Origin of the sequence: Providencia rustigianii (assembly GCF_900637755.1) — a bacterium.
GTDB classification, from domain to species: domain Bacteria; phylum Pseudomonadota; class Gammaproteobacteria; order Enterobacterales; family Enterobacteriaceae; genus Providencia; species Providencia rustigianii.
On the sequence record NZ_LR134396.1, the window covers coordinates 1,971,221 to 1,993,064 of the forward strand.

Sequence of the window (21,844 nt, forward strand, 5' to 3'; positions counted from 1 at the left end):
TCATTTCTTTTCAATAAGAGAGTAAATCCGTGAGTTTGTCATCCATCACTTTACCCGAACGGCTACAACAAGCACTCAATCAGTGGCAATCCCTTGAGTCTCAAAATATCTATTTTGCACCTGTTCGCCATCATAGCCCAGCGTGTGCGTATAGCGTATTGACCTTAATTGAGCAGATTCAACCTGATTATGTGTTAGTTGAAGGTCCGGATAGTTTTAATTCACTGATTATCGGCCTATTGGATGGCGAGACTCGTCCACCGATCGCCATAATGGGGCAGACTGAACTAAAAATAACGGATATTGATCAAGATAAAAGTGACGCTGTCACTAGATCCGCATATTTTCCCTTTTGTGAATACTCCCCAGAATGGCAGGCTTTACAAGCAGGTCACCAGCACAATGCAAAACTTCGATTTATTGATTTACCTTGGGCTGCACAAATTGCTCTCGACCACAAAACAGACAATCAAAATCAGAGCTTACAACGAGAGCGTTACCTCGCGCATAGCTTGTTTATCGCCCAGTTAGCTAAAAAATGTGGTTGTCGAGATCACGATGAACTATGGGAACATTTATTCGAATTACGCCCATTAGAGTCAGTTGCCAATTGGGCGGGATTTTTCCGTGACAGTTTTATTTGGTGTGCTTTGGCTCGTTTAGATTATGAGCCTGAAGTTCTTGATTCTGAGGGTTCGACCCAACGTGAATCCCATATGCAAGCCCATATCCAAACCATTAAATCCCAAGAGCCGAACGCAAAAATTGTGGTAGTGACGGGGGGATTTCATACCCTTGCATTAATTGAAGGATTAGCTCCGTCCATTGAGCATCACTTTGCACTGACACCAGTACAGCAAAAACAATTTACCCAACAGCAAAAAATGGCAGAGCAGGATAACGCTTGGCTGATCCGCTACAGTTATGACCGTCTTGATGCACTAAATGGCTATGCATCGGGAATGCCGTCACCTGCATTTTATCAGCAAGTCTGGGAAGGCTTACTACAGCAACGTGCTGACCAACTGCAACAAAAAATGATCCCTACAGTCATTTATCGTCATCAACAAGGCATTGGATTTTTGTCTAAAGTGGCTGAATCCCTGAGAGAAAAACAATTTGATGCCGCGCCTGGATTTTTATCAGTTAAATTGGCCGCAGAACAGAGCTTAAGATTAGCGGCTTTTCGTGGACACACGGGGCCAGGCCGCTATGACCTTTTGGATGGGCTACAAAGTGCATTTATCAAAGGCAGTTTAGATGAAAGTCAAAATGAATTATGGGATGAGATAAAAACCTGTTTCTCTGGTTTTACCTTAGGGCAGATCCCCAAAGGTACTATCACGCCACCATTAGTTTCGGAAACTTATGACATTGCAAAAGCCTTTCGTTTTAAACTGGATGATACGTTAGCCAAAGTCAGTCGTTTAGATGTCTACCGCAATAAGCAACATCGTCTACGTAGCCGTTTTCTACATCTTTTAGCATTTCTAGAGATCCATTTTGCAAAATTAATTGCAGGACCCAATTTTTTATCGGGTAATCAGATGGATTTATTGTTTGAAGAGTGGCAGTACGCGTGGACACCCAATGTGGAAGGGGAGCTAATTGCGTTATCCGAGAAAGGAACTCAGCTGAAATCCATTGCATTGAATAAGATTTTACAAATGGAGAAACAGTTAGAGGAGCAAGGAGTCAGTCGTTCAAGCCAAAGTGCCGTGACCTTATTGATGCAAGCGGCATTGATTGGGTTGCATCAGCGTATTCCGACACTGTTTAACTTGCTTGATAGCTATATTCAGCAAGATGCCAAGTTTGAATCATTGGTGGCGTGTGGCCATAAATTAGTGCATTTATGGCGAGGTCGCAGTGTCTTTGATATTGAGCAGGATAGTGGGATACGCCAGCGTCTCGATAAGGTGCTGCAACAAGCATTTTATTGCCTTGATCAGATTAGCCAAGGAGATGAACAGCGACAAGAGCACGATTTTAATGCGCTACTTTCATGTCGAGAACTCATCACCTTCATTCCTGAAATCAACCCACACAGTGACTATTCCTCTGAATTTTATGCACAACTCGATCGCTTAGATGGACAGCTTAATCATGCGCCATTAATCAAAGGGGCGGTGGATGCGATCCGCTATCTGGGAGGAAAGATCGACGAGTCGGTACTCACAAAAGAAATTGAACGCACATTCAGTTTGGGGAGCGATCCGGAACTCGCCATCGGTTACTTTATTGGGATCATGCGTACAGCGCCAGAATTAGTGGTACGTTTACCATTGCTAATCGAGTTGCTGAACCAGCTATTAAGCCAGTGGGATGACAATCGCTTTATTCAAGTTCTGCCAGATCTGCGTTTTGCATTCAGTCAGCTCACACCAAAACAAAATGCCAATATGGCTCGGGTAGTCGCTCAGAAACTGTCCATCGAGACCCACGACCTCACGTTGCATCAAGCTCAATTTAATCAACAGCAGCTTCTACAAGCCATAGAATTAGAACAAAAAATTCAACAACAACTTGCTGACCAAGGATTAACTGGCTGGTTTAAGTCACACAGTGAGGAGTCATCCCATGGATAACCCGCAACCGGAAGAACTCAAATTAACCGAAGAACAGATCCAGCTGGCAAAACGTTGGCGTTTGATCTTGGGGCAATACGCCGATAATGCATTGGGGCAGGCTACATTTAATGGAAATGAGCTTAAAATCGAACGCTCATTAGATTTTTTATATCGCCGTGAATACCAGCGTCGTGGGTTACGCCAAGAAAATAGACGCCACGGATCGTTAGATGCTTCTCAACTGACCGCGGTGAATTGGTTAAATCAAGCCCGTAAACTTTTTCCCAATAGTACCTTTGAAAGAATGCAAACACAGGCTTTAGAACGTTATGAAATCAGTAGCTTATTGAAAAATCCTCAAGCCCTGAATGCCATGGAGCCGACCAAAGCACTGGCAAAAACCTTGCTTAGCTTACGTGGAAAAATGAGTGAGGAAACTCGCGATGCGGTAAAGAATATTATTCGCAAAGTTGTGGATGATATTTTGAGCCAAATGCGCAATCAATTTCGTCAGGCGCTAACCGGCAGGCGCAATCGCTTTAGGCGTTCATTAATTCCCAATAGCCGTAATTTCGATTGGCGAGCAACCATTGCTGCCAACTTAAAGAACTATGATCTTCAACATCAGCGATTAGTCATCAAAACGCCTTATTTTAATTCTCGGCAACAACAGCACTTGCCGTGGGATGTTATTCTGTGTGTGGACCAAAGTGGCTCAATGGCCAGTTCGATAATGTATGCGGCAGTGTGTGCCAGTATTTTAGCGGCATTGCCAACGGTACGGGTTTCTCTCGTGGTATTTGATACCCAAGTCGTTGACCTCTCTCATCTAGCCCATGACCCAGTGGAGGTTTTGATGACCGTGCAACTTGGTGGCGGAACGGATATTGCCAAGGCGATGAATTATTGTGAAAGCCTGATCCGCAATCCTAAACGGACGGTGATTTCCCTTATCAGTGATTTTGAAGAAGGTGGGGCGCTGAATAATCTACTTAGTTGCACTGAACGCTTGAATAGCCAACAAGTTAAACTGCTTGGATTGGCTGCGCTAGATGATGAAGCCTTGCCGGTCTATGATACTGAAATTGCCCAAAAGCTGGCGGATCGAGGCATGAATGTGGCGGCATTAACCCCTGAGCATTTCGCCCATTGGTTGGCAGAGGTGATGCAATGAGTTGGAAAAACCTCTATTTACATTATGATGATGACGCATTAGCGGTATTTGCTAACGTAGGTTTGCTGCGTCGAGCACGCAAAGATCTGGAAAATAACAAGGTAGATCCCGAAAGTTTAGCGGATGGAACTTTTATTAGTGATGGTCAACAGGTCACTTTAGATCCTCAAGGAATTCAAAAGTCTCGTTGTGACTGTTCAGCGACAGGTTGCTGTAAGCATATTCTTGCTGCCGTTTTGTGGGTACAAAGCCATAATGATGAGCAAAGTGCAGACGTGGAGCTTGAATCCTCAGGTTCTATCGAGCTAGAGCCACTATTACCTGAGCTACTCAGCTTAGATCCACAGGCACTGATTAAGCAGAATAGTAAACCTGATTGCCGATTAGCAGTGAAGATCGTACAGGATTGGCAAGATCGGAGCTTGATTCTTGACGATCAGTCCAACCAACTGAAAATCTTTATTCCACAATACGAAGAACCGATTATTTATATTCGTGGTAACGGCTTTCAAGGGATATTGTCCTCACTGCCTGAAAAGCAGCAAAAAGCCCTGCATTTGGCGGTCATTGCTAAGCTGTTTATTCAATACCATCAGCCATGGAATTGGCCTGAAGATCTTATTCAAGTCAATCCCCATCAGCAGAAACTTAGCGATGATGAACATAAGGTGCTTGAGACCATACAGCGTTTTATTCACGATATGTTGCGCCAAGGTTTATCCCATATCAGCCAAAGTAGTGCAGCACAATTACATCTGCTGAATATGTCCGCTCGTGCCGAAGGATTACCGAGATTGGCTAATTATTTGAAGCGGTTAAGCCATCAAGTTAAGTTATTAGCACAGCGTCATTTCACGATGGATGAAGGTCAAGTTCTGCGGTTTATTGCACAAATTAGCGCCTATTTGTATCAGTTAGCCCATGCCAATGAATCCCAGATAACAACGCTACGGGCTTTTGGTCGACGTCATTATGATACGAAGACAGAAATTTTGTCGTTGATGCCTATCGATGCGCAGTGGTGGCAGACTCAGAGCGGTGCGATTGGGGCAACATTGAGTTTTTGGGATCATCAAGAGAATAATGTGGTGCAATGTTCCCAAGCAAGAGTCAATTCTCTTGATACCACATTTAATCGCCGTAATGTGTGGCAAACCTTAGCGATTTGGAAGCAGACTGCGGATAATTTGATGCGTGGGCGATTTGAGTTGCATGCCCCTCGGATATCGGATGAAGGAAAGCTCTCAGCAAGTGGTGAAAGCTACGCGATAAGTCGCGATAAACTTATCTCATTTGATGATTATCAATCCTTAAAAAGTCAGTTGGGTTTTACTGATTGGCAAGTTGCCGTGGAATATTTGTCTAATCTGGCTGAAGAGGTGCAATTTGAACCCATTGTGCTGCACATCGCGAGTTATGAACCTTTGCAATGGAACGAAATTGAGCAGTGTGTGATTTGGCCTGTTTGTGATATCTACCAAAATCGAGTGTTTTTGCGCTTAAATTGGCAAGGAAGTGAAAATAATCAAATTGAGGAGCTACGGTTTATCACCCAAAAAGGCTGGGATATCCAGGCTATTTCGCTACAAGCTAATGAAAATCAGCAACATCTCCAATTAATACCAAAAACATTGTGGTTGAAGAAAGAGCAGGGAATTGAACTGTTTTATCTTGATTTTGACGCGATTCCGCGTAAGAAACAGGCTTCTCAGTTTATGACAACGATTGCGGAATATATGGCTAAAAAGCAGCGTGATAATCTGGCATTTGCGCCTGAACCCACCTTAGCTCAGCAAATAACGCGCCCTATTTTTTCAGTACTAGAGACCCAAGGTTGTACTGGAAGACAACGGTTGTCAGAGAATCAATCGAATGAGCTCAGCGATGTTGTCCGAACTTTGCAAGATCTCGGCATGCTGTGGTTTGCTAAGTTGCTGGATAACTATCTGCAAATAGATAACCAAACGCCAGAAAGTCTGCTGAAATTAGTGTATCTGTGTGACCAATTTGAGCGCTCACAAAAAATGTTACCTTTTGAATTAAATAACTAAGCAAAAAGGGGAAATGGAGTTCCCCTATTGCTTAGGATTCTAATGAGGTTAAAAACCCACGGAGTAACTGGTTAAGAGCCTGCTGCTCTTCTTCAGACAGTGCAGCGACTAGACGAGCTTGATTTTGTGTGTGTGCTGTCACCACGCGATCTATCAAATCTAACCCTTCAGGCGTTAAACTCACCAAAAAGCCACGTCCATCATCAGGATTTGTGTGTCTAGCGACATAACCGACTTTTTCCAGTTGATCAATACGGTTGGTCATGGTGCCTGAAGTCACCATTAAGGTTGCCAGCAACTCACTGGGGGTCAGCGTATAAGGAGACCCCGCACGACGTAGAGTCGCAAGTACGTCGAAACTTGATCGGTTCAGACCAAATTGCGTAAAAACCTTCTCCATTTCTCGGGTCAGGTGATGAGCAACGTTACCTAAGCGACCAATTAGCCCCATGGCACTAATATCAAGGTCTGGGCGTTCACGTTCCCATTGTTGAGTGATTTTATCGATTCTATCCATAGGCGAATCATACAATAAATTACCTTGACGTCAAGATTGTTTGAATTTATCTTGACCTCAAGATAAATCAAGCTGAGTTTAATAATGAATAGATATTGGGTTTTGTTTCTAACAGCACTAGCCCCCATTATTTGGGGAAGTACCTATTTGATTACCACAGAAATGTTACCCGCTGGTATGCCGCTGACCTTAGCGGTATTGCGTGCATTACCCGCCGGTTTATTACTGTTGCTCTTTCTCCGTCAATTACCCCAAGGTATCTGGTGGTTGAGAGTGATTATTCTTGGTGTTCTTAATTTTTCGCTGTTTTGGTGGCTATTGTTTATTTCGGCTTACCGCTTGCCTGGCGGGGTTGCCGCTACTGTCGGAGCCGTTCAGCCACTGATTGTGCTATTTTTGAGTCGTTGGTTACTTAACAGCCAGCTATCCAGGATTTCAATTATGGCGGCATTTACGGGGATCTTTGGTGTCGCTATCTTATTGCTAACGCCAAGTGCGAGATTAGATCTAACCGGAATTATTGCAGGATTGTTTGGTGCGTTATCCATGGCCGCAGGGACGGTATTAAGTCGCCGCTGGCAGCCGCCCGTATCAGCCTTGACGTTTACATCGTGGCAATTAACTGCGGGAGGTTTGGTTTTATTGCCTTTTGCGCTATTTTTTGAACCTACCTTACCTTCGTTAAGTATGCTCAATCTTGTGGGATTAAGTTATCTAACACTGATTGGCGGGGCACTGACTTATGCGCTCTGGTTTCGTGGGTTGGCAATACTCGGGCCCAGTTCTGTTGCATCATTAGGTTTTCTCAGCCCGATGAGTGCGGTTATTTTGGGATGGATGTGGCTGGAGCAACAGCTAACCCCTTTACAGTTTATTGGCATGTTAGTGATTTTGCTCAGTGTGTGGGTAAGCCAAAGAACGGAACGCAAGTTGGCATTAAAAATCACCCAGCAAGTTGCTTAAAGGGAAAACCCGACATTTTATGGCGACGCGATAATCAGTAAGTGCGATCTGCTAAAAAATATCATTGAACATTGAATACTATACGAATATAACTATTGGCTTATTTCGAATCTCGAACACAGTCAACTAGCTAACGGTAGGTCGCCCCCATGTACAGTTTTATCAATGATTATAATGAAATTGCGCACCCAGCAGTAATGGATGAGTTAAATCGCTTAGCGGGTAAGCGCTTTCAAGGGTATGGCACAGATGAGTTATGTGCCAGCGTTGCTGAGCAACTGAAACAACGTATTGGGCGCCCGGATGCAGATATTCATTTTTTTAATGGTGGTACGATCACCAATTTAACAGCGATTTCTCATGTATTAAGACCCCATCAAGCCGCAATTGCTGTGGATTCAGGACATATTGCAGTGCATGAAACAGGGGCAATTGAAGCCACTGGACACAAGGTTTTTACGGTTAAATCTGAGTCAGGTAAGTTAACTCCAGCATTGATTGAACAGGTTTTAGCCGCTCATACCGATGAACATTGTGTTCAACCTAAATTGGTGTATATCAGTAACTCGACTGAGATTGGCACTGTTTACCGTAAAGAAGAGTTAGTGGAACTGCGAAAAGTCTGTGATCAGCATGGATTGTTGTTATTTATGGATGGCGCTCGTTTAGCCTCTGGCTTGATGTCCCATGCCAGTGATTTAATTATTGAGGATGTCGCGAAGTTAACCGATATTTTTTATATTGGTGGAACAAAAATTGGAGCATTAACGGGGGAAGTTTTAGTTATTTTAAACCCAAGCTTAAAATCAGATTTTCGTTTTAGCATCAAGCAAAAGGGCGGATTGCAAGCAAAAGGATGGTTACTTGCGGCACAGTTTAAAGCGTTATTTGCGGATGACCTCTATTTTAAACTGGGTAAACATCTTAATGAAATGGCGAATAACTTAGCCGATTTCTTTACTCAGCAAGGCTTTGAGTTCCTCGCACCCGTTGAATCAAACCAAGTGTTTGTGATCCTGCCTGATGAACTTGCAACTAAATTGTTAGCTCATTATGTGTTAAGCAGCATGCCGGCCCCTGAAGCGGGTAAAACCTGCATACGCTTGTGCACCTCATGGTCGACAACTCAGCAAGATGTCGATGCATTTATCAACATGTTCAATTCTCTGCGCTAATTGTATTGTCGGTAAGCTCAAATCCTTGGGCTTACTCAGGTTTGTACCTCCTAAGTCACTGATAACATGTTATGATATGCTAAAGTAATAATTTAATAGGTTTAAAAGAAAATGATGGTGATTTGGGTTGATGCGGATGCTTGTCCGAAAGTGATTAAAGAAATTTTATATCGAGCCGCGGATAGGGATAAAGTGCAAATTACTTTTGTCGCTAACCAACGTCTTTCCGTTCCACCGTCTATTTTTTTGAAAACTTTACAGGTTCCAGCAGGGTTTGATGTTGCTGATAATGAAATTGTTTTACGTGCTCAAGCTGGCGATTTGATTATTACTGCGGATATTCCATTAGCAGCAGAAGTTATGGAAAAGGGGGCGGTTGCCTTGAATCCTCGCGGAGAGCGGTACAGTGAAGCGACAATCCGTGAACGCCTAACTATCCGTGATTTTATGGATACCATGCGCGCAAGTGGCGTACAAACGGGGGGGCCTGCAAGTATGAACCAACGGGATCGTCAGCAGTTTGCTAATGAGCTAGATAAGTGGTTACTACAGCGTAGAAAAACACTTTCTCAGCAAGGTTAATTTTTTATTTGAATACGAACACAGATTCAGGAATTTAGCATTTTCAATGTCTATAATGGAAACATCATCGACTGATTAGAGAGACAATGATGGATCCTCTACATAGCATTATCATTACGCTGTTTTTATTTGTACTCACTTTTTTCAATCCTGGCGCTAACTTATTTACTGTCGTTCAAACCACTCTCAGCTCAGGGAAAAAAGCAGGGCTGACATGTGGATATGGTGTTGTGCTGGGAGATGCTATTTATTCAGGGCTAGGGCTATTTGGATTGGTGACATTGATGACCCAGTTTGAGTCTCTCTTTTCAGTGATTAAGATTTTAGGCGGCTTGTATCTACTTTATTATGCAGTGAGTATTTTTCGGAATAGAACTCAACTTAATTTAGCCACTGAAAATGCAACGGAAATTTTTCCTACTGGAATTTACTTTCGTCGCGGATTAATCACGGATTTATCCAATCCGCAAACGGTTCTGTTTTTTGTCAGTATTTTTTCTACCACCATTTCTACCTCGACACCGCTATGGACTAAAATTGTTATTTGGCTAGGAATTGTGTTGGCGTCACTAATTTGGCGGATTATTTTATGCCAAACTTTTTCACTTTCTTCCGTTAGGCGGACATATTCTCGGATCCATAAAGTCGTAGGGAAGGCGGTCGGTTTGCTCTTAGGTGGATTAGCCTCTAAATTGATTTACCAAGGTGTGAGTGAGCTAGCACTTAGAAAGTGATTTTGTTATTTGGTAGGAAAAAGGTGACGCTGTCACCTTTTATAATGGAGTATTTACCTATTTGCGGTTGACTTAACCCATTCAGTCACTTCTTCAAACGTCCCCTTGAAGACGATACGTTGCTGCTTTTTACTCAATTGATAACGGTACATTGGGTCATAATATTCATGGAGTAGCGGGCTTAACCATGAAAAATGAACTTCCGTATGACCTGTTTTTCGTTGCTCAATCAATGCATTATCGAGTAATGCTGTTAGCTCTATGGCACGCTGAGAACCTAAACGTTTACGAATGGCATGTAACCCATGATGCAGATATTCACTATAGGCATCCCAACCTTTTTCTTCCCCATAGGCTGCAATAAAATCATGAGTCATTCGGTTGAAATACTCTTCTTTTAGCCTTTGCATACGTAATTCAAATGGATCTTCGACGACGGCGATATTGGCGGCTTCCATTGCTGCTCGCATAGGCTCTGGTAGGCTATTGATGCCAATAGCGCGACCTTCGTCCTCAAGTATCCAACGGTTATGGTTAGGGGCTTTTTTTAGCATGGATACAGCGAGATAATTTTCAAAGGTGGCTTGTGAAAATTGGGCTTCAAGTGTACGTCCAAAAGAGGAACCACGATGATGTGCGATTCCTTCTAGATCAATACCATCATCTAAATTTTGTACTAATAACGTTTTTCCATTGCCAGTGCAGCCACCAATAAGAATGACGGGGCGCTGGGATAATTCGTTAATGGCATCAATTGCTGCTTGGCGTAATGTCTTGTATCCACCGCTAATTAAAGGGTATTCGATACCGCAATCTTTTAACCATTGTTGGACAATATGAGAGCGCATTCCTCCACGAGCACAGCAGATGTACCCTTCAGGGGATTGCTGACATGCGGCTTTCCATGCAGCTATTCGATTTTCACGTAATTCCCCATACACCAATTGATGACCTAAAGCTACTGCTTTATCGGAGCCTTTCTGCTTATAGCAGATCCCGACCGCGGTACGTTCGTCATCATTCATTAATGGTAAATTCAACGCTGACGGCATAGAGCCTTGCTGAAATTCAATAGGAGCACGGACATCAATAATAGGCGTGTCAGAGATTAAGAGTTGGCGAATATTTTGAGGGGATGATGCTAATTCCATAATAAATAAAGTGATTCATATCAATTCTAATTTCGATATTGGCTACTATACTCCTAAACAGTATTGATGGCACCTAGTGCAGGACTAAAAAATATCAGCGTGCTATATTAATACAGGACTTCAACCTGCGTAGGGAGTAATGATATGAAAATTCTAACACTACAAGAAATGACCGAGTCTCAACGAATGCGAGTGAGGCAGCGGTTAGCGCAAGAGCGTAAAAGTCTTGGACGTGAATTAAGTAATAGCGAAGAGAACAAAGTTAAAAAGCAAATCATTACCGAAATATCCGCTGAAGTTGAAAAAGAAGCTAAAAAATTACGAGTTCAAAAGAAAAAAGATCGAGTGGTGGACACTAGCTCTACTTTCAGTTGGTCATCAAACAACCATACTCGGGGACACCGTTAAAATACGTAGCCTTTTGAATTTACCAATTCAACACCATAAAGCACCTATGACTTAGGTGCTTTTTTTTGTCTATGAAAAACCGAGGTTTTTTCAATATTACGAGCGTATACTGATTATTAGCAGTCTTATAATTGCAATTTAATTAATATCAGTGGAGCTGTAATATGAGTAACATTACTTCGCAACATGAACCTTTTGGTACTTTACTTGGCTATGCCCCAGGCGGGGTCGCTATTTACTCATCAGATTACAGTTCCATAGAAGATATTGATAAGCATGATGACATATCCTTTCGTAGCTATATTGGTAACGAATATATGGGATATAAGTGGCAGTGTGTTGAGTTTGCGCGCCGCTTTCTGTATCTCAATTATGGTGTTGTATTTACTGATGTTGGAATGGCATACGAGATTTTTTCTCTGAGATTTTTACGTCATGTGGTTGATGATGACATTTTACCTCTACGGGCATTTAAAAATGGCAGTCAAGTTAAGCCAGTTGCTGGAAGTCTATTAATTTGGGCTGAAGGGGGGGAATTTCAAAAAACGGGTCACGTGGCGGTTATTACACATGTTTTTGACGATAAAATCCGTGTTGTTGAGCAAAATGTCTTACATCATAAACTTCCCGTGGGGCAACAGTGGACCCGCGAACTTCCCTTGCAATTTGATAATGGTATTTATACCGTAATCGATACTTTCACGGATACCACTATTCTCGGATGGATGGTTCAGACAGAAAATGATCAATTCGCCTATATTGAGCCAGATGTCAATCCGCAGCTCATGCAGCTGCATGGTTCTAAATTAGATAGCCAAATCAATTTTAACTATGGATGGTTAGATGAATCTAACCCAATTGAGCATGCTTATGTCAAAGATAAGCGTGGACATAGGCTGAATGCAGATCCCCATGAGTACTTTACTATCTCTAGCACCGCTGAAAATAAGTTGATGCAAGCGACCAATGAAGTCCACTTAATGTATCTTCACGCGACAGAAAAAGTACTAAAAGACGATAATTTATTGAAGTTATTTAATATTCCTGAAATTTTATGGCCACGTTTACGTTTGTCATGGCAAAACCGTCGTCATGATATGGTCACAGGAAGGGTTGATTTCTGTATGGATGAACGGGGTCTGAAAGTCTATGAATATAATGCAGACTCTGCATCTTGCCATACTGAGACTGGGTTAATTATCGAAAAATGGGCACAGGTTGGCGGATTAAAAACGGGTTGGAATCCAGGGGAACGTCTTAACGAGATATTGACGGATACTTGGAAGCATACTTCGGCAAAACCGTTTATTCACATCATGCAAGATAATGATGGTGAGGAAGACTACCATGCCTTATTTATGGCTCAAGCCATTAAAGCCGCTGGATTTGAGTATAAAATTATTCATGGTTTAGACGAATTAGAGTGGAATGAAACGGGGCAAGTGGTTGATGGTGAAGGGCGTGTATTAGAATGCGTGTGGAAAACATGGGCATGGGAAACCGTACTTGAGCAATTGCGCCAAGAAAGTGAAAGCGACATTACCTTTTCTGCTTTACCTATCTGCACAGGGCATCCTCACCATAATGATGTTCGGTTAATTGATGTATTATTACGTCCCGAAATTCGTGTGTTTGAACCTTTATGGACGGTGATACCTGGAAATAAAGCTATTTTACCTATCCTTTGGTCATTGTTTCCTCATCATCCGTATTTATTGAACACTGATTTTGAAATCAATGATGAGTTACGCCAAACAGGTTACGCCGTTAAGCCAATAGCAGGGCGCTGTGGAGATAATATTGGCTTAGTCGACCATCTAGATGAAGTTTTAGATGAAACGGATGGGCAATTTAATTATCAAGAAAATGTTTATCAGCAGCTGTGGTGCTTACCTAAGGTTTCAGGTCGTTATATTCAAGTCTGTACTTTCACGATCGGGGGACATTATGGGGGCGTTTGTCTACGTTCAGATCCATCTCTGGTCATTAAAAAAGATAGCGATATCGAGCCGCTATGGGTACTCGATGATGACGATTTTTTAAAACAATCTAAATAGAGAAATAGGCGCTATCGATAAAATTGTACGGTAGCGCCTATTCTATTTACCCATGATTAGAATTGGTAAACTAATCCTAGACCCAATACGTTATCGGTATTGATATTATATTCGCGCGTAAATTCGTTTTTATTCAGTAGGTTAATTTTGTAATCGATGACTGCTGACATATTGTTGTTAAACTCATATGCCGCACCAACAGCAAGGTATTTCACTAAATATTTATTGCCGAATTCGCCCAGATTTTTGCCTTTAGATTGGTTATAACCAATTGAAGGGGTCAAACCAAAATCCAGTTCATATAATGCTACAACTTCTAGGTTTTCTGATTTGTTCGCGACAGATTCTTCATCATCGCCACCAAAACGAGTGGTATTCAATGCTTGACCATACATTGCTGCTAAATATAGTGATTCCCACTCAAACTTTCCGCCAACGTTCCAAGCCTCAGCTCGTTTACCGGTTGCGCCTGTAGATTGATTCTTTTGAGCTGGGGTGCGATTTGAGTTAGTGTAGCCACCACCTAAAGTGACGCCGTAACCTAATTCATAGGCTGTAGAGAAACCGTAGCCATCGCCGTTATTCGTCAACGCATCATCACTAGAGGAGAGGTTTTCATCGCCATTTTTGCCTTGGTATTGCAAAGCAAAACTTAAGCCATCAACGTAACCAAATGCATTATTATTACGGTAAGTCAGTAAGTTGCGGTTACGACCCGTCATGAAGTTATCTTCTTGGTCCATGGTGTCTGCACCCCATAACGGTAGTACGTCAGTCCATGCGTTAGTATCGTAAATCACACCATAGTTACGACCATAATCCAGAGAGCCGTAATCACCGAATTTTAACCCTGCATACGCAAAACGATTTTGGTTTTCGTTATCACTTTCAGATTTATTTGTTGGTGTTTCCCACTCAAAACGACCATAACCAATTAATTGATCAGTAATTTGCGTGTCACCACGAAAGCCTAGGCGAACACGTGAGTCATCGCCATCTTCACCACTTTTTGAGTCAGCAATATAGTGGCGCACATCAATTTGGCCATAAACATCAAATTTATTGCCATTTTGGTTATATACCTCTACCGCATTAGCTGTCCCTGCGACCATAAGTGTTGTAACAAGCACTGTTAATTTATTGTATTTCATATAAAAACCCTTTAAATCACGAGTAAGTCAGTTGATTTTGTGTATGCATAGGAAATAAAGCGCAGATATTATCAATGAAAGTGACTAACTTTAGCAATTTATAATTGAATGAGAACTATTCAATAAGTTGATTGCGCTGAATTAACGCCGATTACTCGCAATAAATATCTAGAAGACCATGTTTTGCGAATAGGAGAAGAATGGGTCGAGGGGATCATTGTGTTAAAGGAATCGTAGTGTGAAAATTAGAACGTTAAATGGCCGTAATAAATAGGTGAAAAATAATTACTGCCATTTAATTGAGTTAATCCATTATCAGGAATGCTGTGTACTTAAGCTATTACGCAGCCATATCATAACAATAATCACGCTAGCACCCACGACTAATCCAAATATATTTACTGAATGCCATCCCATCAAATAGAATGCGAATCCTGCAATTAAGCTTCCAATGGCACCAAAACTGAAAATTAGAAAATCTGTCGCACCTTGAATTTTTGCTTTTTCATTTTCTTGATAAGTCTGAGGCAATAAATGGGTTGTAGTAATTAAAATAAAGTTCCAAGCCAATCCAACTAATGTCATCGTGATGAGAAAATGTGCGTAGCTAGTTCCTGTTAACCCAACAATATTGGCAATAACTAAGCAAATTGCGCCCATCCAAACGAAGGTTTTTACGCCAAAACGGCTGATAAGTTGCCCTGTAAAAAATGAAGGGGCAAACATGCCTAATATGTGGCACTGGAACACAAATGCAATGGCAGCAAAATCAAATCCCTGAGCTTTCATCGCTAATGAGAATGTCCCGACCATGTAGACAACTAAGGCATAGCCGACCGCACTCACAACGGCAATCAACCTTAATAGTGGCTGAGAATAAAGCTGTCGATACGTGCGATTTATTGAAGGTGTTATGCTGGTTGTTTTAATTGGGTTGGGTTGTAATGGTAAGAATAACAACAGAATAAATGCAAGAATATAAATAATGGATAAAGCACCAAATGTACCAATAAATGGATAATTAGAGACGATTGTTCGTGTTGAGATCGCTAGTGATGGGCCAATTAAAACTGCAACAATTCCTCCACTCATTACCAGACCAATAGCTTTGGCTCTTAGGGCGGATGGGGCTTCTTCTAATGCTGCAAATCGATATTGCTTAGCGATGCCGATTGCGGTACCTGTGAAAAATGTTCCAATAGAAAAAATAAATAAATTTTGTGTATAAATTCCTGCTATGGCTAACAGGGCACCGGCGAATCCACCAATATCACCGAGAATAAACCCAGCACGCCGACCAAACCGCATCATAAAATGAGCGATAGGTACTGATGCTGCAATTAATCCAACATATTGAGTTAATAGGGGAAGCGTGGCATAGGCTGGGTCATCTGTAAGTTGGGAGCCAACTAAAACAGCAACAGACAGTACAAGAGAATTTCCTGTCGTAAATAAAGCTAAAGCCGCAGCTAGCCAAAGAACGGAACGTGGCATAAAAATTCCTTATTGTTCATTGAGATAAATAATTTATCTCATGGAATTGGATTTAATATGCCGGATGATACAACTTCAAGTTAACTTTAAGTCAAGAGGGATTTTTGAGTAGTTTTGTAATATTCTTTTTTAAACTAATCGACAAAATTTTCTGAAATTTAGGGCACTGTAAATGGTTTTCAGCTGAACATTGCTCTACATGGAGTAACCCTTCTTTTAGTTTTTGTAGTTCTTGAATTTTCTGTTCGATTTCATCTATTTTAACTCGAAGGACAGGGCGTTCGATGCCTTTTTCTGGGAAATTATTTAACATTTCGACTATGTCATCTAATGAAAATTGTGCTTGTTTTGCCAAAATAATTAATGAGAGTTGAGTGAGAACTTCTTGGGCATAAATTCGAGTGAGTCCTTTTCGACCAATCGGAGCAATTAATCCCTTACTTTCATAAAAACGGATCGTTGCAGTTGTCAGTCCCGTAAGCTCAGAGACTCGAGTAATGGATAGAGTTTTCATAAAGTTTTACCAGTATAAAAAATGAGTTCAGGGTCATTCTTATCAAGATTATGAATTTGCCCACTCAGGATAAAACCTGACCTCAAGAGCAATTTTTGCATCAACAGATTGGATTGATTGGTAGAGGTAAACAACTTAGAATGATGGCAGTTTACCTTGAGGGCACCCAATAATGCTAAGCCAATACCTTGGTGACGAAACTGTTCATCAACCATGATCATCTCGATAAAACCACAACCAAAGAAATGATAATGTAATACGCCATATCCTAACACCTCACCCTTTTTTTCAGCAATATAGCAACTCCCATTTTTAACCCAACTTTCAATTTGTTGTTCACGAGTATTATCAAATTTGGCATAGCTATCAATATGGATTAATGGTGCAATATCATTTGTAGCTGCAAGACGAATCAACATAAATTTCTTTTTATTCTCCATTAGTTACATTTTAAAAATGACTGAATACAGTAATAACATTTTATTGGGTAAGTATCTTGAAATAAATGTTTGATTGATGACTTATTTAAAGTTTCAATGCTTAACTAATCTGCCAGTAAACTTTGTTGAGAAAGGGCGTGGGAAAGGTCATTTATTACAGCAACCAAGATAACAAAATATTGAGGAAATTAAGTGTCAGATATCCAACAACGAGTCATTATTACAGGCGGTCCAGGGGCTGGCAAAAGTGCAATCATTGAGGGATTGATTGCCCAAAAATATGACTGTTTACCTGAGTCTGGTAGGGCAATTATTCAGGATCAGGTACGTATTGGAGGCAGTGCATTGCCATGGCAAGATAAACAAGCGTTTGCTGAAATGATGCTATGCTGGGAAATTCGCTCATGGCATTTAGCGAACAATAATAATGGGTTAAGCTTTTTTGATCGTGGATTGCCTGATATTGCAGGCTATTTACAATTATGTGAAATAGCAGTACCCAAGCATTTAGACCGAGCAATTCGCATATTTGAATATCAAAAAACAGTATTTATAGCACCGCCATGGAAAGAAATCTATGTTCAGGATGTGGAAAGAAAACAGACCTTTGAAGATTCAGTGATGACTTACCATGCGATGGTTTCTATATATGAGCAATACAATTATAAATTGATTGAGATACCTTGTTTGTCTGTTGATGAGCGAGTTAATTTTATTCTTTCGAACATGAGCTAATAGAATGAAGAAAAAGATTCTCGTTAGTGCTTGCCTAATGGGACATAACGTTCGCTACAACGGAACAGCAAAAGCACATTTACAAACGGTTTTATTACGTTGGCAGGAAGAGCGGCGCTTAGTGATATTTTGTCCTGAGTTGGCCGCTGGGCTACCAACTCCACGCTTACCTGTAGAAATTATTTCAGCGACTGGTTATGAGGTGATGCAAGGTAACGCTAAGATGCTTGAAAGTACGGGAAATGATGTGACTTCACATTATCAGTTGGCAGCATGGCTTGCTTTGCAACGGGCTGAAGAGGAAGGTTGTGTTGCTGCACTTTTAACCGATGGGAGTCCCACTTGTGGCGTTAATCATATTTATGATGGAACATTTAATGGCAAGACAGTTCCAGGTATGGGGGTCGCAACAACATTATTATCCCAATCAGGGATTTCTGTGTTTTCTCACTCACAGGTTGATGAGTTAGTCGAATGGGTTAAATAGTCTTCGCCCATAATATCTCTATCTTGAAATCACGTACTGTTAGCTTTCGTTTTTATTATGGTGATTTCCCCATGGAGAAGTAGGGGATAAATCAGTTTCATCAATTGAACTATCTTCTAACATATCAAGATAGAGAGCTTCAACTTCAGCTCGTGCCCATGGTGTTCTGCGAAGAAACTTTAAGCTCGATTTGATACTTGGATCTTTGGTGAAGCAATTGATTTTGATGATACGACCTAATTTTGGCCAGCCATATCGATTGACCAATGCAGTCACTTGCATTTCAAGTGTGATTCCATGTAATGGGTCTTTGGAAGTATGCTCGCTCATTATTATTATCCTGTGTCATTATCTTATGTTTTTAAAGCCTGCGAAGATTACAAGAAATGAAGGTTAGTGGCAATCAATACTCACAGCCTCTAGATTTTGCGAGAGCATTTCATCTATACAAGAATAACGGCTAGATAGTAGGGAATGACGTTAAACAGCATAACTAACAAAGGCAGATATAACCATGAATATCATTTAACATAATATGCATTATGCGAACTAAAGTGTGAGATGAAGAAATCCAGCATTCTGGCTGGTTAATCGTGTTGATGAATTTTCACTATTTTATCGTAGAACTGATTACTATTTACGTAAAAAAATGGCATTCCGCCTTCTGCATAAAACAGGCACACCACAAACATCACAAACATCACAAACATCACAAACAATTATTTAGAATTAAATTGCATGTTTAATCGGTCTAGCTTAGCACCAACTGATTGTTGTAACGCAATAACCTGTTTTTGAGTTAATGCCATTTCTTCTTTTTCAGCATCTGTCGGTGCATCTTTCATATAAAGGTCGTAGAATTTGATTGAAACTGTATTGCCTTGATAAATGCCAATACGAATGAATGGTCGTAAAATATACCATTTCACTCTGTTTTGCTCACATCATCCTTATCTCAAAAATAGCCATATTTTCGGTTTTATCTGTTATCCGTTTATGACTAAATCAAATAAGATGCAAAAACACTTTTCTGGCTAGGGGTATCAGTATGTTTGTCACGAATAAATTAACCAAAGGGATTTTTTTAGTTTCGGCGTTGGCATCATGGCAAGTATTCGCTGATGCGGTAAATCCCCTGCTTTATCCACTAAAATTAAACCAAGCAACCTTGTTTTTACGGGGAGCCGAGTTAACCAATAGCGCAATGGTAAATTTACCACAAGGCCAAAGCTCGATCATTTTCACCAATGTGGCGGATAATTTAGATAAAAAAAGCTTGTCGATTAGTCTCGATAATGACGATGTCTTGATTCGTTCGATTGATGTGCAAACTGTTCCAGTTGCGCCAGTATATTCTAAGGAAGCGAGCGAACTAAAAAAGCAAATTGAAGTGATAGAAAAACAGATTGCAGAGCTGAATATTCAGATCAAAGTTGGTGAAGATCAGTTGGCGTTATTAAAGGACCAACGTTTTTTTGGTGAAACCACAAGCTTATCACTTGAACAATCTGCCTCTAAACTTGAGTTTATTCGCAAACAGATGTCTGCCATTATGGCTGAAAACCTATCCTACCAGCAGAATATTGTTGAGCTAACAGAACAATTAACATTGCTACAAACTAAGTTTGAAAGCATTTTGCCGAGTAATCTTGGTGAACAAACTCAGATAGTCATGAATGTGGATACGCCTAAAAACCTTACGAGCAAAATGCAAATTTCGTATGTGACTCCAGATGCTGGCTGGTCTCCAAGTTATGACATTCGAGCAAAAAGTATTGATATGCCCGTTAAAGTGACATATAAGGCGGAAGTGATCCAAAATACGGGAATCGATTGGGATAACGTGAAACTAACCCTATCCTCTGCAAATCCAACGCGTAATATTACGCCGCCACTTTTAGCTCCTTGGTTGCTATCTATTTATGATGATAATCAAAGGTATGCTGCCAGCAGCAACATGATGATGGATAGAGCCGCTCCTGCTCCCTCAGTGTCAGGATAGTTGTCACCCCCTCTGAAAAATAAACCTGAGGGCGCGGAGTGACACATGAAACGTATTTCACCTGAACGAAAAGCCGCCATACTGGCTAAATTATTACCGCCGTACAACATGACCGTTTCCGCAGTTGCACAAACGGAAGGAATATCCGAAGCTACGCTGTATAACTGGCGTAATCAGGCTAAATCAGAAGGAAAACCCGTGCCCGGTGCAGACAAAAACAGTGAACAGTGGCCGGCGGAAGCCCGCTTTGCCGCCATCGTGGAAACCGCCACACTCAGCGAAGCGGAAGTGGCGGAATACTGCCGCAAAAAAGGACTCTATCCGGAGCAGCTGGTGCAGTGGAAACAGGGTTTTCTTCAGGTATCCTCTCCCGGAGATAAAGCCGCACTGAAGCAAAGCCAGAAGGAAAACAAACAGTTAAAGCGTGAGCTGGTCCGCAAGGAAAAAGCCCTGGCGGAGGCGGCGGCAATCCTGGTGCTGCGAAAAAAGCTCAGCGATTATTACGGGGAAACCGGCGGGGACGACTGACTCCGGCATCCGAACGCACCCTGTTTATCCGGTGGATTAATGAGGCGGTGAGCTCCGGCGCACGGCTGGCTGTTGCCTGCCGGGAAGTTCAGCTGAGTCTGCGGACCTGGCGGCGCTGGCAGATATCCCCGTCGGACGGCAGACCGGGCGCAGTGCGTCCGGTGCCGGTGAACAAGCTGAGTCCGGAAGAAGAAAAACAGATACTGACTGTCTGCCATCAACCTGAATACGCGAGTCTGCCGCCGTCCCAAATTGTCCCGAAACTGGCGGATAAAGGGATATATCTGGCGGGTGAATCCACCTTTTACCGGGTGTTGCGCCGCCACGGAGAACTTCATCACCGGGGGCGTCAGCAGCGCCCGAAAAAAGTACCGGTACCGACCACCTTTACCGCATCCGGGCCATGTCAGGTCTGGGTATGGGATATCACCTGGCTGCCGTCGGTGGTGCGCGGACGCTGGTTTTATCTCTACATGATACTCGATATCTACAGCCGGAAAATCACCGGCTACGAAGTGTATGAGACCGAAAGCGGCGAACAGGCGGCGGCGCTGATGCAGCGCACAGTCCTGCGTGAGGGGTGCTGGCGTCAGCCATTGGTACTGCACGCGGATAACGGGGCGGCGATGAAATCACAGACCTTACAGATGAAACTGCATGAGCTGAACATCACGCCATCCCACAGCAGACCGCGTGTGAGCAATGACAATGCCTATGCGGAATCCGTGTTCCGGACCCTGAAATACGTGCCGCAGTGGCCATCACAGGGCTTTAAAACCCTGACGGAAGCAAGGAAATGGGTGGGAAAAATTACCCGGTGGTACAACGACAGGCATCTGCACAGCGGCATCGGCTATGTCACGCCGTCGCAGCGGCATACCGGTGAGGATATTACCCTGCTGAAACAACGTGATGCAGTGTACAAAACAGCAAAAGCTACCCATCCCGAACGGTGGTCCGGAGATACCCGGAACTGGCAAAGAAAAGAGACCGTCACCCTGAATCCTGAGCGGGAAAAACAGGCTGCCTAAATTAACAAAGGGTGACAACTACCTTGACACTTACCGTGCTCCAGCTGCTGAATTTTCAGAATTAGAACGGAAAAAAAGCA

21 protein-coding genes are annotated in these 21,844 nt (G+C 42.1%); 13 read left to right on the forward strand and 8 right to left on the reverse strand.

Annotated features, from left to right (window positions below; genetic code table 11):
* Positions 1-29 precede the first annotated feature (29 nt).
* From EL244_RS09135 to EL244_RS09145, 3 genes are read left to right on the forward strand one after another with little or no spacing between them, the layout of a single operon-like run.
* A complete protein-coding gene (locus EL244_RS09135) occupies positions 30-2,588 on the forward strand; it encodes a DUF5682 family protein (protein WP_126460401.1) in 2,559 nt (852 codons plus the stop codon).
* On the forward strand, positions 2,581-3,744 hold the full coding sequence (locus EL244_RS09140; protein ID WP_126460404.1) for a VWA domain-containing protein: 1,164 nt from the start codon (positions 2,581-2,583) through the stop codon (positions 3,742-3,744). Before EL244_RS09135 ends, EL244_RS09140 begins: the two co-directional genes overlap by 8 nt.
* Positions 3,741-5,795: an SWIM zinc finger family protein gene (locus EL244_RS09145; RefSeq protein ID WP_126460407.1), complete on the forward strand. Its 2,055-nt coding sequence runs from the start codon at positions 3,741-3,743 to the stop codon at positions 5,793-5,795. Before EL244_RS09140 ends, EL244_RS09145 begins: the two co-directional genes overlap by 4 nt.
* A 31-nt stretch (positions 5,796-5,826) precedes the next feature.
* Here EL244_RS09145 and EL244_RS09150 read toward each other — a convergent pair whose 3' ends face one another.
* Positions 5,827-6,312 (reverse strand): MarR family winged helix-turn-helix transcriptional regulator, encoded by a 486-nt coding sequence (locus EL244_RS09150; protein WP_126460410.1) that lies wholly within the window; start codon positions 6,310-6,312, stop codon positions 5,827-5,829.
* 84 nt (positions 6,313-6,396) lie between these two features.
* On the opposite strand from EL244_RS09150, the gene EL244_RS09155 reads away from it, so the two are divergent.
* From EL244_RS09155 to EL244_RS09170, 4 genes are all read left to right on the forward strand, one after another.
* The gene (locus tag EL244_RS09155; protein ID WP_126460413.1) at positions 6,397-7,275 is read left to right on the forward strand and encodes an EamA family transporter; all 879 of its coding nucleotides are present in this window, start codon (positions 6,397-6,399) and stop codon (positions 7,273-7,275) included.
* Between the two features lie 149 nt (positions 7,276-7,424).
* Positions 7,425-8,450, forward strand: coding sequence for a threonine aldolase family protein (locus EL244_RS09160; RefSeq protein WP_126460415.1), 1,026 nt, complete (start codon positions 7,425-7,427; stop codon positions 8,448-8,450).
* 114 nt (positions 8,451-8,564) lie between these two features.
* On the forward strand, positions 8,565-9,032 hold the full coding sequence (locus EL244_RS09165; RefSeq protein WP_039854381.1) for a YaiI/YqxD family protein: 468 nt from the start codon (positions 8,565-8,567) through the stop codon (positions 9,030-9,032).
* Positions 9,033-9,118: 86 nt separating this feature from the next.
* Positions 9,119-9,766, forward strand: a complete 648-nt coding sequence (locus EL244_RS09170; RefSeq protein WP_006812970.1) for a LysE family transporter — start codon at positions 9,119-9,121, stop codon at positions 9,764-9,766.
* Positions 9,767-9,819: 53 nt separating this feature from the next.
* Here EL244_RS09170 and mnmH read toward each other — a convergent pair whose 3' ends face one another.
* On the reverse strand, positions 9,820-10,917 hold the full coding sequence (gene mnmH, locus EL244_RS09175) for a tRNA 2-selenouridine(34) synthase MnmH (protein ID WP_126460418.1): 1,098 nt from the start codon (positions 10,915-10,917) through the stop codon (positions 9,820-9,822).
* A 144-nt stretch (positions 10,918-11,061) separates the two neighbouring features.
* Between mnmH and EL244_RS09180 the strand changes: the two genes are divergently transcribed.
* Entirely contained in the window at positions 11,062-11,325 is a 264-nt protein-coding gene (locus EL244_RS09180) for a YjbD family protein (protein ID WP_006812968.1), read from the forward strand.
* A gap of 164 nt (positions 11,326-11,489) precedes the next feature.
* Positions 11,490-13,382 carry a bifunctional glutathionylspermidine amidase/synthase gene (gss, locus tag EL244_RS09185; RefSeq protein ID WP_126460421.1) on the forward strand — a complete coding sequence of 631 codons (1,893 nt, stop codon included), beginning with the start codon at positions 11,490-11,492 and terminating at the stop codon, positions 13,380-13,382.
* A gap of 56 nt (positions 13,383-13,438) precedes the next feature.
* Here the strand turns inward: gss and EL244_RS09190 are convergent, their stop codons facing one another.
* The 4 genes from EL244_RS09190 to EL244_RS09205 form a co-directional block, all read right to left on the reverse strand.
* Positions 13,439-14,533: a porin gene (locus tag EL244_RS09190; protein ID WP_126460424.1), complete on the reverse strand. Its 1,095-nt coding sequence runs from the start codon at positions 14,531-14,533 to the stop codon at positions 13,439-13,441.
* A gap of 315 nt (positions 14,534-14,848) precedes the next feature.
* A complete protein-coding gene (locus EL244_RS09195; RefSeq protein WP_126460427.1) occupies positions 14,849-16,027 on the reverse strand; it encodes an MFS transporter in 1,179 nt (392 codons plus the stop codon).
* A 91-nt stretch (positions 16,028-16,118) separates the two neighbouring features.
* Positions 16,119-16,541: a MerR family transcriptional regulator gene (locus EL244_RS09200; RefSeq protein ID WP_126460430.1), complete on the reverse strand. Its 423-nt coding sequence runs from the start codon at positions 16,539-16,541 to the stop codon at positions 16,119-16,121.
* Complete coding sequence (locus tag EL244_RS09205) at positions 16,538-16,960, reverse strand: GNAT family N-acetyltransferase (RefSeq protein ID WP_126460432.1); 423 nt, start codon at positions 16,958-16,960, stop codon at positions 16,538-16,540. The genes EL244_RS09200 and EL244_RS09205 overlap by 4 nt, the downstream gene beginning before the upstream one ends.
* Positions 16,961-17,173: 213 nt before the next feature.
* On the opposite strand from EL244_RS09205, the gene EL244_RS09210 reads away from it, so the two are divergent.
* Both EL244_RS09210 and EL244_RS09215 read left to right on the forward strand, forming a co-directional pair.
* On the forward strand, positions 17,174-17,716 hold the full coding sequence (locus EL244_RS09210) for an AAA family ATPase (protein WP_126460435.1): 543 nt from the start codon (positions 17,174-17,176) through the stop codon (positions 17,714-17,716).
* Positions 17,717-17,720: 4 nt separating this feature from the next.
* The gene (locus EL244_RS09215; RefSeq protein ID WP_126460438.1) at positions 17,721-18,203 is read left to right on the forward strand and encodes a 2-thiouracil desulfurase family protein; all 483 of its coding nucleotides are present in this window, start codon (positions 17,721-17,723) and stop codon (positions 18,201-18,203) included.
* Positions 18,204-18,242: 39 nt separating this feature from the next.
* Here the strand turns inward: EL244_RS09215 and EL244_RS09220 are convergent, their stop codons facing one another.
* Together EL244_RS09220 and EL244_RS09225 are read right to left on the reverse strand one after the other, a co-directional pair.
* A complete protein-coding gene (locus EL244_RS09220) occupies positions 18,243-18,533 on the reverse strand; it encodes a VF530 family protein (RefSeq protein WP_126460440.1) in 291 nt (96 codons plus the stop codon).
* A gap of 389 nt (positions 18,534-18,922) precedes the next feature.
* Complete coding sequence (locus tag EL244_RS09225) at positions 18,923-19,132, reverse strand: hypothetical protein (protein ID WP_126460443.1); 210 nt, start codon at positions 19,130-19,132, stop codon at positions 18,923-18,925.
* Between the two features lie 119 nt (positions 19,133-19,251).
* Between EL244_RS09225 and EL244_RS09230 the strand changes: the two genes are divergently transcribed.
* Positions 19,252-20,205 carry a mucoidy inhibitor MuiA family protein gene (locus EL244_RS09230; RefSeq protein ID WP_126460445.1) on the forward strand — a complete coding sequence of 318 codons (954 nt, stop codon included), beginning with the start codon at positions 19,252-19,254 and terminating at the stop codon, positions 20,203-20,205.
* Positions 20,206-20,250: 45 nt separating this feature from the next.
* Positions 20,251-21,764 (forward strand): IS3 family transposase gene (locus EL244_RS09235; RefSeq protein WP_457810181.1). Its coding sequence is split into 2 segments (ribosomal slippage): positions 20,251-20,686 and positions 20,686-21,764, totalling 1,515 coding nucleotides; the frame shifts between segments, so codons are not numbered across the junction.
* The last annotated feature ends 80 nt before the right edge of the window (positions 21,765-21,844 follow it).